General features: G+C 48.1%; 9 protein-coding genes and 1 riboswitch. Of the genes, 3 read left to right on the top strand and 6 right to left on the bottom strand.

From position 1 onward, the window contains the following. Positions 1–152: 152 nt before the first annotated feature. A complete protein-coding gene (locus tag ACFOGI_RS06555; protein WP_390270267.1) occupies positions 153–1,778 on the bottom strand; it encodes an ABC-F family ATP-binding cassette domain-containing protein in 1,626 nt (541 codons plus the stop codon). A 291-nt stretch (positions 1,779–2,069) separates the two neighbouring features. Between ACFOGI_RS06555 and ACFOGI_RS06550 the strand changes: the two genes are divergently transcribed. Continuing rightward, entirely contained in the window at positions 2,070–2,696 is a 627-nt protein-coding gene (locus ACFOGI_RS06550; RefSeq protein ID WP_390270263.1) for a hypothetical protein, read from the top strand. Between the two features lie 49 nt (positions 2,697–2,745). Here the strand turns inward: ACFOGI_RS06550 and ACFOGI_RS06545 are convergent, their stop codons facing one another. The 4 genes from ACFOGI_RS06545 to rarD all read right to left on the bottom strand — a co-directional run bounded on the left by ACFOGI_RS06545 (position 2,746) and on the right by rarD (position 7,974). Further along, positions 2,746–3,357, bottom strand: a complete 612-nt coding sequence (locus tag ACFOGI_RS06545) for a YpmS family protein (protein WP_390270260.1) — start codon at positions 3,355–3,357, stop codon at positions 2,746–2,748. Positions 3,358–3,386: 29 nt separating this feature from the next. After that, entirely contained in the window at positions 3,387–4,301 is a 915-nt protein-coding gene (locus ACFOGI_RS06540) for an SGNH/GDSL hydrolase family protein (RefSeq protein WP_390270257.1), read from the bottom strand. Positions 4,302–4,599: 298 nt separating this feature from the next. After that, entirely contained in the window at positions 4,600–6,309 is a 1,710-nt protein-coding gene (locus ACFOGI_RS06535) for an O-acetylhomoserine aminocarboxypropyltransferase/cysteine synthase family protein (protein WP_390270255.1), read from the bottom strand. Between the two features lie 113 nt (positions 6,310–6,422). Beyond that, a riboswitch (SAM riboswitch) is annotated at positions 6,423–6,545 on the bottom strand. A 493-nt stretch (positions 6,546–7,038) separates the two neighbouring features. Continuing rightward, complete coding sequence (gene rarD / locus ACFOGI_RS06530) at positions 7,039–7,974, bottom strand: EamA family transporter RarD (protein WP_390270252.1); 936 nt, start codon at positions 7,972–7,974, stop codon at positions 7,039–7,041. 216 nt (positions 7,975–8,190) lie between these two features. Between rarD and megL the strand changes: the two genes are divergently transcribed. Continuing rightward, entirely contained in the window at positions 8,191–9,375 is a 1,185-nt protein-coding gene (gene megL / locus ACFOGI_RS06525; RefSeq protein WP_390270249.1) for a methionine gamma-lyase, read from the top strand. 55 nt (positions 9,376–9,430) lie between these two features. Here megL and ACFOGI_RS06520 read toward each other — a convergent pair whose 3' ends face one another. Further along, the gene (locus ACFOGI_RS06520) at positions 9,431–10,960 is read right to left on the bottom strand and encodes a multicopper oxidase family protein (protein WP_390270246.1); all 1,530 of its coding nucleotides are present in this window, start codon (positions 10,958–10,960) and stop codon (positions 9,431–9,433) included. A gap of 768 nt (positions 10,961–11,728) precedes the next feature. On the opposite strand from ACFOGI_RS06520, the gene cls reads away from it, so the two are divergent. Beyond that, the gene (gene cls / locus ACFOGI_RS06515) at positions 11,729–13,168 is read left to right on the top strand and encodes a cardiolipin synthase (protein WP_390270243.1); all 1,440 of its coding nucleotides are present in this window, start codon (positions 11,729–11,731) and stop codon (positions 13,166–13,168) included. Positions 13,169–13,173: the final 5 nt, after the last annotated feature.

The following is a 13,173-nucleotide window of genomic DNA, read 5'->3' as shown; positions in this document are numbered from 1 at the left end:
GTGTGGGTTTTCACGAGGAGGCTCGGGCGTTCGTCCGCGGAAAGGGAATGGTCTGTGCTCCTGGAGGTAAGAAAAAAAGCTTGTAGAAAAACACGAGGTTTCTCTACAAGCTGAGGGCTTAGAGAATGTTCTCTAAGCCCTTTTTCGTGTATTTAAACTGCTGTATACATTTCGCTGATTTTCTTCTGTAGTTGATCGTCTTGAACATATTCGTCATAGGACATTTCTTTGTCGACAATGCCGGATGGAGTGATCTCGATCAGGCGGTTGGCGATCGTGTTGACGAATTGATGGTCATGGGAAGTGAACAGGATGGACCCTTTGAACTTCGCCAAGCCATTGTTCAATGACTGGATTGATTCCAGATCCAAATGGTTTGTCGGTTCATCCAGCAACAGCACATTGGCATTGGAGAGCATCATCTTCGACAACATGCAGCGTACTTTTTCCCCACCGGACAGGACATTCGGCTTCTTGAGTGCTTCTTCGCCGGAGAAGAGCATTCTTCCAAGGAATCCGCGAAGGAAGGTTTCTGTTTCATCTTCTGGAGAATACTGGCGCAGCCATTCCACCAATGTCGGCTCATTGCCTTCAAAATACTCTGCGTTGTCCTTAGGGAAATAAGATTGGGAAGTGGTCACACCCCACTTATAGCTACCGGCATCCGGCTCCATTTCGCCCATCAGAATTTTGAACAAGGTAGTTTTGGCAATATCGTTTTTACCGATGAATGCTACTTTATCGTCCTTGTTGAGTGTAAAGCTGACATTATCCAGGACTTTTTTGCCGTTAATGGATTTGGTCAGGCCTTCGACACGCAGAAGGTCATTACCGATCTCGCGTTCTGGACTGAAGGCAATATATGGGTATTTCCGGGATGATGGTTTGATGTCATCCAGTGTGATATTGTCGAGCATCTTCTTCCGGGACGTAGCCTGTTTGGATTTAGAAGCATTGGCACTGAATCTGGCAATGAAATTCTGCAGCTCTTTCATCTTCTCTTCTTTTTTCTTATTTGCTTCCTGTGCCATCTTTTTGGCGAGCTGGCTGGATTCATACCAAAAATCATAGTTCCCGATGTAAATTTCAATCTTGCCATAGTCAACATCCGCTATATGGGTGCATACCTTATTTAAAAAGTGTCTGTCATGGGAAACGACGATGACGGTGTTTTCAAAATTGATCAGAAACTCTTCCAACCATTGAATTGCTTTGATGTCCAGACCGTTTGTCGGCTCATCAAGCAGCAAGATATCCGGATTACCGAACAGGGCCTGTGCCAACAGGACTTTCACCTTCTGGGACTCTGACAGTTCACCCATCTGTTTGGTGTGGAGGTCTTCGCTCACTCCGAGACCTGACAGCAAAACAGCGGCATCTGATTCAGCTTCCCAACCGTTCATTTCCGCAAATTCCCCTTCTAATTCAGCAGCACGGATGCCGTCTTCTTCAGAGAAATCGGCTTTCATATAGATGGCGTCTTTCTCTTGTTTGACCGCATAGAGCTTTTCATGGCCCATGAGTACCGTTTCCAGTACGGCATTTTCTTCATAGGCATAGTGATCCTGCTTCAACATAGCAAGGCGCTCGCCGGGTGACATGGATACATGCCCGGATTGCGGCTCCACTTCACCGGAAAGGACCTTTAAAAACGTGGATTTCCCGGCACCATTTGCCCCGATGAGGCCATAGCAGTTACCTGGGGTGAACTTTATATTGACGTCTTCAAATAGTTTCTTGTCGCCATAACGCAAGCTTACGTCCTGTACATTGATCATATAATATAATTTCCTCCTTATTAGAAAAAACTTGGCATCCGCCAAGCTTCGTGCACAATACTTGGATATAAAAAACGTACCTATGTTGCAGTTCATCTATATTATTCGTGATTGTTTAATTATGATAAAAGGCATCACCGTAAGCTTACGGTATTTAAGGTGTTTAGTCAATATGGCGGGGCCTGTTGGGAAGAAAATTTTGTGGGAAACGGAGGATATCCTGTGTGTTGGAAAGGATAACTGGGGGGATAAGATGACGGAATTCCGCTACTGGCGGGAGGGGGAGTATGCATGGGGGAGAAAATGATTTATTTTTTGTTTACAGATACGGGAACGTGGCTCAATCGATTGATCAACTATTATACAAAAACTACCTTGAACCATGTATCCATTGCAGTGGATCCAGGGTTGAAGGAAGTTTATAGTTTCGGCAGAAAACAGCCGGATAACCCTTTCCGGGCGGGATTCGTAAGGGAGGATGTCGGCAATCATCTGCTCAAACAGGCAGATTGTGCTCTTTATGCCTATCCTATGACAGAGAGTGAGTACGAACGAATCATGGAGGAATTATCCATCTTCATAACGAATGAAGACAGCTATAAATATAACTTTCTCGGACTTTTTGGAGTGGTGCTGCGAGTGGAATGGAAACGACCGCATGCCTTTTTCTGTTCACAATTCGTGGCAACATTGTTGAATGGCCTGGAAAGGGTTTGTCTGGAGAAGCCTGCTTGTTTTACAACGCCGGCGGATATCCGCAAGCTGCAGGGGATGAAGCTGATCTATCACGGTAAGCTTGATGACTATCAGACCCAAGTGGAAAAGACCTGTCATAAACTTGTAGCGGAGCAAACGACGGTAAAGCAATCATTGTTTTTTTCCCTATCGGAAAAGGTGAAGGGTTTTGTCTGCCGATGAACGAAGAAAGAGCCGGTCCAATAGGAAACGGCTCTTTCTCCCGTCGTCTTTACGGCTCCATCATATCGATACCCAGCGAGCGGTAAGGGACATGGAGCTTAAAGGATAAATGATTTGCTTCCAGGTCGATATGTTCCACTTCGACTTGGAAGTTGCTTCGTAGGTTCATTTCTGTCACGGCTATATAGATTTCCTCTTGCTTCGGTCTCACGGTCACCCAACTTGGCATTGGCAGGTGGTCGTCCATATACCCCATAATCCGTTGATTTGGAAGTTCCAGCAGTCCCAGTGATATGGAGGTCAGTTTAAGGACCAAGTCGCCATTGTCCTGCACGATCGGTTCAAAGTGCACAGATAGGGGGACCGTGGTAGAGAAAACTGGGAGTTCCCCAATCAAGTGGACATCTTCTTCCAAAGAAATATGGTATTGATGCCTGGACCCCTTCAATGCCTGGTCCAGGTAACCATTGACCAGCTCATTCAGGTTTTGTTTAGTGGTACGGATGGTGAACTCGGAGCTCTCCACCGCGGGCCGTTCCTGACTGGGACGCGGCGGTCCCTCTGCCGCCGGCCAAAAGACCAGAGATATGATGACTAGCACCACCAGGACATTGAACAGTAACAGCCCATAAAACAACTTCTTGTACCTCCCCTTATTCACGTTCCTCTCTCCTCTTGAGGCCATGGCGTTCATTCCTCTTCTTCATTCGTAATATATTCCAGTACCCGCTTGGCAATTCGCTGGTAGCCAAGATCATTCGGATGGAAGTTATCATCGGCGAACAGGTGGACGTCAGCATCCTTGAATAGGTCGGCAATCGGGATGAATACCCCGCCTTCCTCTTCCACAATCTCCTGTCCGCTGGTATTCCAGTTTTGTACAATCATGTCCAGTTCTTTTACATTCTGGAAATAGGCTTCAAATGGATTATAGAAACCGATTAAAAATATTTCGGAATCCGGATTGGTTTCCTTGACGGTTTCAATGATGTCTTCCAGCCTGTGTTCATAGCTCCTGAGTTCTTGATTGAAGGTCTCCATTTGAAGATTGGTGAAATTCTCTTTGGCGACTTTCATAATATCGTTGGCTCCTATGGTGATCAGAACGATGTCGGATTTGGCAATGGACTTGGTGATTTCCGGCTTTTCCAGCCGCTTCAATAACTGGTCGGAACGATTTCCCCTCTTCCCATAATTGTCAAAAGCCACCAATGGAATCCGGTTATTGACGGCGCGATCCAATATGCCGACATATCCTCCCTCTTCCTGAGATGCTCCCACACCTTGTGTGAGGGAATCGCCTACAGCCGTGATATGCCTGCTGCGAGGGGAAAGAGAGTGTATGGCCCTTTGGATCTCTTCCTTGACCCTGATGGAAAGCTGGTCTTGTTCGGGACTTGGCCGGCCCTCTTCTACTGCTTCTTCTTCAACTGGTTCTGCTTCCTCCTCCATAGCAGGGTGCTCTTCGGGTTGTTCTTCAGGAGGCGGAGACTCCTCTTCCTCAGGGATTTGGATTTCTACATTTTCAAAGGGGGACTTCTGAGAAGCCACGACCCATGACACGACAGCTGCCATTAAAAGTATTGCAATTATGGTATAAACCATCGACTTTCTCCTCAACATAACCACACCTATGCTCGTGCAAAATATATCTTTCTATTATTATAATACAAGTATAAAGCAAAACCTATGCGATTTAAGTAAATAAAAAAACGCCTTACAGGAAGGCGGATGTCATGGGTTACCTTGTATTTTTTCCCGGATCCATGGAATTTAAACATGAATGGGAAGTGTCAAAGACTGAAGAAACGCATGAAAAAGCAGGGGATGGACCGCTGTAGCGGCTGATTCCCCTGCTGATTCGGCATGGCAAAAAACTCTTTCCGCTGCCTTCATTTCCTATTTAAACGTTCACAGATTCTCGTGAAGAACGGTTATTCCTCAGCTGTACGGCCTCTTCATATGCATTTTTATTCGTTACGACCGTGATCCCGGAAGCTTCGGCATTTTCCAGTGTACCAGCAGCATCCACCGGATTTTCGACCCATAGAACTTTTCCTTGTGTATGGATGAGCTGTTCGATGACGGCCTGAGGAAGTTGGTCTCCACCAGCCAGAATGGCATCGACCGCTTCGAGATCCTCCGATAGGTCAGTTTTGTCGTTGATCTTTCTCACATCAAAGCCCAACTGTTCCAGCTTACTGCCGGATGATGTGTCATCCGTGGCAGCAATCACTTTCTTGCGTACCCCTTCACCGCTCCGGTCGAAAGGAGAAGAAAGAAGCCACTGTACGGCATCTTGTTCTTTAGGCTCATATCCTCCTGTTTCTCCAGTTGCTTTGGCAATAGCCTGGTCCAGGTCTGCCAGAATGTCCTGTGGCGATTCGATGCCTACGGAGAGGCGTACCAGTTCTTCTTTCACTCCACTTTTCTGAAGGTCCTCCGCTTTCAGCTGCTGGTGGGTAGTGGAAGCAGGGTGGATGATGAGTGATTTGGCATCCCCTACATTGGCCACATGGGACCATAAGTTGACATTGTCAATGAGAGTCCTTCCTGCCTCACGCCCACCTTGGATACCAAAGGTGATCACCGACCCATAGCCGAACGCAAAGTACTTTTTGGCAAGCTCATGTGATGGGTGGCTGTCCAGCCCCGGGAAGCTGACCCATTCTACTGCTGGGTGCTTCTCCAAGTAGGAGGCAACTTTTTCTGCATTTTTAGCGTGTCGCTCTACGCGCAGATGCAATGTTTCCAAGCCTTGCAGAAGGAGGAAAGCATTCTGTGGGCTTAACGATGCGCCGATATCCCTCAAAAGCTGGACACGGAGTTTGGTGATGAATGCTGCAGGGCCCAGGTCCTTATATTGCAAGCCGGCATAGCTTTCGTCAGGTTCGGTGAAACCAGGGAACCGTTCATTGTCCCAGTTGAACCGTCCGCCGTCGACTACCACACCGCCGATGGTCGTTCCATGGCCGCCAATCCACTTCGTTGCCGAGTGGACGACAATGTCGGCGCCCCATGTCAGCGGCTTGGCGACGTAAGGGGTGGCAAATGTATTATCAATGATCAGTGGAATCTGGTATTCATGGGCAATTTCTGCTACCTTCTCCACATCAAAGACGTACAGGCTCGGATTCGTAATGATTTCTCCAAAGACAGCTTTCGTCTTGTCTGTGATGGCTGCACGAATTGCCTCTGGGTCAGTTCCATCTACGAATTTCACATCAATCCCATAGCGTGGAAGGGTGTTCGCAAACAGGTTGTATGTACCGCCGTAAAGATTGCTGTCGGCAACAATCTCATCCCCTGAACTGGCGATGTTGAGAATGGATAGGGTGATGGCGGCCATGCCGGATGAGGTTGCCACCGCACCGACGCCATCCTCGAGCTGGGCCATCCGCTGTTCGAAGGCATCGACGGTAGGGTTCATGATCCGGCTGTAGATATTGCCGGGCTCAGCCAAGCCGAAGAGATTCTGGGCATGTTCGGTATCACGGAAAACATAGGAAGTAGTCTGATAGATTGGCACTGCACGGGATCCGGTGGTCGGATCTGGCTGCTGTCCTCCGTGAAGCAAAACAGTTTCGGGGTTGAACGATTGAAATTGAGACATGGGTAATTCCTCCTTGGTTTTTTGATGAGATATTTCACACCGCTCCTGGAGATGGGGAAGGGATATAAAAAAGCCCTCTTCCTAAGAAGAGGGATTGGTTATCAACCGTCCTCCTCTTATCTTCCAGATCGATCGGGTATGGATCTGTAGGATGTAGCACCTTTAATAGCGAGTGTCTCTCGCTCGTGGTTGCCGGGTTTCACAGGGCCTATTCCCTCCACCGCTCTTGATAAGAGATTAATCTTTACTAAATTACTAAACATTATAGGCTTTTGTGCCTGTAACTGTCAATAGATTTAGAAAATTTGACGTATGGGAGGAGTGCATGGAATATCGGCGAGAGGAGTGCGGGAATCGGCAGGAGGAGTGTGAAATCCGCGGGAGAGTGGGGGGGATCAGCAGAAGGAGCGAGATATCCGCTGTAGAGTGAGGGGATCAGCAGGAGGAGCGAGATATCGGCGGGAGAGTGAGGGAATCAGCAGGAGGCACGGGTTATCCGCGGGAGAGCGAGGGAATCGGCAGGAGGAGCGAGATATCGGCGGGAGAGTGAGGGAATCGGCAGGAGGAGCGAGATATCGGCGGAAGAGTGAGGGAATCAGCAGGAGGAGCGAGATATCCGCTGGAGAACGAGGGAATCGACAGGAGGAGCGGGATATCGGCGGGAGAGCGAGGGAATCGGCAGGAGGAGCGAGATATCGGCGGAAGAGCGAGAGAATCGGCAGGAGGCAGTCAGTTTGCCTGCTCTCCTGCCGAGGTCTTTTTCAAGGACTTTTGGGTCTGGATGCTTCTTCTATAGGTGGAAGCCATATAAATGATCAGTGCCGTCCAGATCAGGACAAAGGCTACGAGATGTGCCTGGGTAAATGGTTCCTGATAGAGGAAAACTCCCAACAACAGCATGATGGTCGGTGCGATGTACTGTAGAAATCCTACCATGGCCAGCGGAATTTGTTTGGCTCCGCTGGCGAACATCAGCAATGGGATGGCAGTAGCGGCGCCACTGCCGGCCAAGATCAGGTTAGTTGTGGACAGTGGTGCTGCCCATGTGAACGAATTGGCCGGAATGGCAGATAGATAGATCAGAGCGATGGGGGTGACCATTAGCGTTTCAATGGTCAGGCCGGTCATCGTGCTGACCTGAACTATTTTCTTCAATAGCCCATAAAAGGCAAAGGAGAAAGCGAGAATCAGGGAGACCCATGGAAAGACACCATAGCTGATGGTTAGATAGACTACTCCACATGCTGCGAGAATGAAAGAAACAATCTGGCTGCCGTTGAATCTCTCTTTCAAAACGATGGCGCCAAGCAAAATGCTGACGAGCGGGTTGATATAATAACCGAGACTAGCCTGGATCACATGGTCACTGTTCACGGCCCAGATAAACGTCAGCCAGTTGAGGCTGATGAGAATGGAGGCAAGAGCAATTCCCCAGAATCTCCGTTTGTTTCGGATGACTTCCTTTGTCTCGTGAAGAATGGCCTGCTGTTTTCCTGTTAGTAAAATAATGACAACCATGAAGGCGAAGGCCCAGATGATGCGGTGGGCAAGTACCTGGCCGGCAGGCACGTGATCCGCCAACTTCCAGTACATGGGCAGGAATCCCCATAGAAAATAAGCTCCCAAGGCGTACAGGATGCCGATTGTTGCCTGATTATCTTTCATGATATGTTTTCTCCTTTCTATAATAAGTCCCAACCCAGTACGAGGGGGTTAGTATTCGAAATCAAATGGCGTGCAAATAAGACAAGTTTAGGAGGAAACGTAGAGAAAAGCAATACTAAGCCTAAAAGAATATCTGGAAAACGCTTTCAAAATCCATTTGCCCATCATAGAATGGAAGTAAGCAAGCTTTTCCACTATGAGCCAGGAGGTTTGATGATGGGAGATAAAACGAACAGGTTCGAGACGGAAGTGGTTCATAAAGGGTATGATTCCAAGAAAATGCTCGGCAGTTTGGCGGTTCCCCTGTTCCAGACATCCACTTATACGTTCGATACATCGGAGCAGGGGGAGAGGCGTTTTTCGGGTGAGGAAGAAGGATATGTATATTCGCGGCTTGGCAACCCCACGGTAACTGTGCTGGAGGAGAGGATTGCCGCACTTGAAAAAGCGGAACGGGGACTGGCCTTCTCCTCAGGGATGGCAGCGGTCTCTGCCGTGTTGGTATCACTCACGAAAACAGGAGATCATATACTTTGTTCCCAGGGACTTTATGGCTGCACATTCGGCCTGCTGACCATGCTGAAGGAAAAATACAAGATACAGCATGATTTTTCCGCAATGGAAAGCAAGGAACAGATTCGCTCGCAGATCCGTCCGGAGACAGTGGCGGTGTATGTGGAAACACCGATCAACCCGACGATGAAACTGATCGATTTACAGATGGTTGCGGAGGTGGCGGGCGAGTATGACATCCCTGTGATTGTTGATAATACCTTTTCCTCCCCCTATCTGCAGCGTCCATTGGAACTTGGCTGTGATGTAGTGGTCCATAGTGCGACAAAATATATCGGCGGTCATGGTGATGTGATTGCGGGGCTTGTTGCAGGGAAAAAAGAGTTCCTCGATCATATGGCAATGACGACACAGAAGGATATGGGTGGTATATTGTCCCCATTTGACGCATGGCTGCTGCTCCGTGGGTTGAAAACACTCCCGATTCGGCTGGACCGTCATTGTGACAATGCGGAGAAAGTGTTCGCTTCGCTCAAACATCATCCCAAGATCAGGCATATCTATTATCCGGGAGATGAGAGCCATCCGTATCACCGGATCAAAGAAAAGCAGATGAAACGTGGCGGTGGGCTCATTTCCTTCGAGATTGAAGGAACCAAGGAGGATGCACAGCAACTGCTCAATCATCTTGAGTTCATCCAGATTGCTGTCAGTCTAGGTGATGCAGAGACATTGATCCAGCATCCGGCAACCATGACACATGCAGTGGTACCGGAAGCATCCCGGAAAGAGATGGGGATCAGTGATCAGCTGCTCCGTCTGTCTGTCGGTTTGGAACATTGGGAGGACATATGGGAGGATCTAGAACAAGCGCTGAACCAGCTCTGATTATCTCTATAAAATAGATGATGCCTGACCAGATAGCTGGCCAGGCATTTCTCTGTCACTCTTTCGGACGACGGACGGTGAACGGCCGCATCATGTCATAATCCTCATGCTCGAGAATATGGCAATGCCATACATAATCACCGGTAAACGGTTCAAACTTGGCAATAACACGGGTGATCTGTCCGGAAGGTGCCGATATCGTATCCTTCCACCCGAGCTCATTCTGTTCTGGAGCAACAGGCGGACCTGTAAACAATAGCCGGCCATCCTCATTGTATAATTCAAGGTCGAAAGGTTGTCGGTCAATCACCTGGAACTGGACGAGGTGGATATGGATAGGATGCGGAAAATTGGTCAAGTTTCTGATTGCCCATATTTCTGTATCACCTAGACCAGGTTTTTCCGTGATCGGGTCATCCCACATCCGGCCGTCCAGCAGAAGCAATGGCCGACCGTATTCATCTTCAGAACCGGACAGTGACAGATTTCGGATAGTCCGTATATTATTTTTCCTCAAAGAAGGGATGGTGGAAAGGTAAGCTGGAATCCTGCTGTCATCTTTTCCGGAAAGCGGAAGATTCACCCTCCATTCCATGACCTCGTCGGTTTCATCCTCCGGGGCGGCATCCGGACCCAGGTCATTTTTTAGAACAATCCGGCTATCCTTATGCTTGCTAAAATCAATAATGACATCCATCCGTTCAGCGGGAGCGATGGCCAGTTCTTCCTGTTTGATGGTCTTGCTCAGCAGGCCGCCATCTGAACCGATTTGATAGATCGGCTGTCCTGAATCTAGAGAGAGGCGGTAGGTGCGTGTATTGGATGCGTTCAGAATGCGGAAGCGGTATTTCCGCGGTTCCACCTCCTGGTAGGGCCAAACCTTGCCGTTCACAAGAATAGTGTCACCGTTGAAGGCTGGTACTATAGAGGGGTTCGGCAGATTCTCTCCTGCGTCATCCGGCTGTGTCGGGTAGGAAAGGGACCCGTCTTCCTCAAAAGAGCGGTCCGTGATCACCAATGGGACTTCATACTTCCCTGTTGGCAGATCCATTGCTTTTTCTCTCTTGCCTCTGATCAAGTACATGCCGACCAGGCCGGCATACACATTCAGTCTAGTGATTCCCATGGCGTGGTCATGATACCAAAGGGTCGTGGCCCGCTGGATATTCGGGTATTCATAGACCTCCTTTTCAAAAGCAGGTCCCACCTGACGAAAATCCCGAGTAAACCATGCCTCTGGATAGCCGTCACTTTCAGGTTCTGTGACACTGCCATGTAGGTGGGTGACTGTCCGGACTTCCGGTTGATGGGCTACGTTATGGATGGAGCGGTCGATGGGGAGAATGTGACGGTCGGGAAGTTTGTTCATCCACTTCACCTGGATATTTTCGCCTTCCTCCGCTTCAATGGTAGGCCCTGGGAAACTTCCATTATAGCCCCATAATCTGGTTGGCCGCAGATCCCGGTGCAATTTTTGGCGGACTTCCTTTAACTCTACTTCATAATACGTGCTTTTTTCGTCTTTCCTTCTGGGCTTTAATGTATCCATGATGGGCAAACGGTCCACAAACTTCTGAAGCCGCATGTAATCATCTCCTGCATAGTAGGCTGTAGTACAGTAGATGTCAGGACTGCTGAAGAAGGAAGGGCGTTTGGCCCAGTTATCTCGAAATAAAATTGGATGCTTTCTGTTGACCTGGAGTGGTTTTTTCATGCAGGCCATTAATCGTTAAATGAATAGATGGATGCTTATAGGGTTCAACTGCTACCGCTGCGACAAAATACTTCGCTTTCCGTGGGCACGGCTTCAGTCTCCTCAGAAGAAAAGCACTTCTTCCGGGGCCTTCAGACTCGTGCTGTTCCCACAGGAGTCTGCGTATTTTGTCTTCGCTTGGTGTAGTTTTCCGGTTTTTGAGTGGCTATGAATTCTGAAAAACTTAATGGAGTATCTCACAAAAAATTGTAGACGATTCATAAATGTGAGAAGCTTCGACTGTTTCAGTTCATAAAGCAACTAGCATCATTGAAATTGTAACAATTAGACCAGCGAAGGGGAGTTTCCGCAGCGGTGTGAGAAGTACAATTACGGCTTACTAAGCAGCTTTTCATACTCATTTTCCAACAGAGAGGGCGATGTTAGGAACACTCTCATTGTTTACCTCATCACTCACACATAGCAATTGGCAAGGCACTTCTCGATTCTCCCTATGTGAATGTTTTCCATAAAGGAAATGGGGGTAACGTTCCATATTCTGTTTTCCTTCATATAATGTTTCATGGTGTTTATGCTATATTATATAGATAAGGAAAAGTTAAAGAGGGAAAGATAGATGGATGAGAGAGGGGATAGACGATGGAAATCATAACGATTCTGTTAGGACTTATTATCTTTCTAAATATCGGCCTGGCTGCCTCCATCGTATTTCTGGAACGGAAAGACGCAACGTCTGCGTGGGCCTGGCTGATGGTACTGATGTTTATCCCCATTGCGGGCTTCTTTTTGTATCTTATCTTCGGAAAGCCGATTTCCAACCGACAGATCTTCTCTTGGGACACGAAGAGCAGACTGGGTGTGAAAACTGCCGTACAGGCTCAGCTTCGTTCCCTGGAAGATGGAAGCTTGGAGTTTACCCATCCCGAGATTGAAGAATACAAATCGCTCGTATACCTTCATTTACGGAATGATGATGCTATTTTCACACAGAATAATGCGGTGGATGTGTATACAGACGGGGAGAAAAAGTTCGCGGCCCTGATCCAGGATTTGGAGAGCGCAAAGGATCATATTCATCTGCAATATTATATTCTGCGTAATGACGGGCTCGGCAACCGGATTGCGGAAGTGCTGATCAAAAAAGCCAATGAAGGCGTCCAGGTTCGACTGCTCTATGATGATATGGGGTCCCGCCTATTGAAAAGGAAATACATAAAGCGTTTGAAGGCAGCCGGAGTGGAAGTGGAGTCATTTTTCCCCTCCATGTTCAATGTCAACCTGAAGATCAATTACAGAAACCACCGGAAGTTGACGATCATCGATGGGAAAGTCGGCTATATCGGTGGATTCAATATTGGTGATGAGTATCTTGGCTACGATCGCAAGTTCGGCTATTGGCGGGATACCCATCTTCGACTGACCGGTGATGCGGTACAGAATATGCAGACAAGATTCATTTTGGACTGGAACCAGGCTTCCCGCCATGACATCCTCTATGAGGATCGTTACTATAATACCTCGCCCAGCGGGGATGTGGGGGCCCAGATTGTTTCGAGTGGACCGGATTCCGATTGGGAGCAGATCAAAAATGGCTATATCAAAATGATTCTCTCCGCGAAGAAGTATATTTACATCCAAACCCCTTACTTCATTCCGGATGAAAGCCTGCGGGATGCACTTCGGATTGCGGTACTGTCCGGCGTGGATGTGAAAATCATGATTCCGAACAAGCCGGATCATCCATTTGTCTATTGGGCGACCTTATCCCATAGTGGAGACCTGTTGCAGGCAGGAGCCGATATATATATATACCAGAATGGGTTTCTCCATGCGAAGACAATTATTGTTGATGGCAACATAGCTTCTGTAGGGACGGCGAACATTGATGTGAGGAGCTTCCGGCTGAATTTCGAGGTGAATGCTTTTCTCTATGATAAAAATATCACCTCCCGTCTGCTGGAATCTTTTGAAGAGGATATCAGGCTGTCCACACAGATGACGAAGAAATTGTATGAGAAGCGGTCGTTGGGGATACGGTTCAAAGAGTCTGTATCCCGCCTGCTTTCCCCTGTACTTTAGGTAAG

Origin of the sequence: Virgibacillus xinjiangensis (assembly GCF_042643145.1) — a bacterium.
Lineage (GTDB): Bacteria > Bacillota > Bacilli > Bacillales > Amphibacillaceae > Virgibacillus_O > Virgibacillus_O xinjiangensis.
Note: the sequence above shows the minus strand (reverse complement) of the source record. Positions and strands in the feature narration are given on the sequence as shown.

Bases quoted from the DNA above. Each gene is read 5' to 3' on its own strand.
- ACFOGI_RS06550 (WP_390270263.1), top strand. From the start codon at position 2,070: ATGGGGGAGAAAATGATTTATTTTTTGTTTACAGATACGGGAACGTGG.
- cls (WP_390270243.1), top strand. From the start codon at position 11,729: ATGGAAATCATAACGATTCTGTTAGGACTTATTATCTTTCTAAATATC.
- rarD (WP_390270252.1), bottom strand. From the start codon at position 7,974: ATGAAAGATAATCAGGCAACAATCGGCATCCTGTACGCCTTGGGAGCT.
- ACFOGI_RS06535 (WP_390270255.1), bottom strand. From the start codon at position 6,309: ATGTCTCAATTTCAATCGTTCAACCCCGAAACTGTTTTGCTTCACGGA.
- megL (WP_390270249.1), top strand. From the start codon at position 8,191: ATGGGAGATAAAACGAACAGGTTCGAGACGGAAGTGGTTCATAAAGGG.
- ACFOGI_RS06520 (WP_390270246.1), bottom strand. From the start codon at position 10,960: ATGCGGCTTCAGAAGTTTGTGGACCGTTTGCCCATCATGGATACATTA.
- ACFOGI_RS06555 (WP_390270267.1), bottom strand. From the start codon at position 1,778: ATGATCAATGTACAGGACGTAAGCTTGCGTTATGGCGACAAGAAACTA.
- ACFOGI_RS06540 (WP_390270257.1), bottom strand. From the start codon at position 4,301: ATGGTTTATACCATAATTGCAATACTTTTAATGGCAGCTGTCGTGTCA.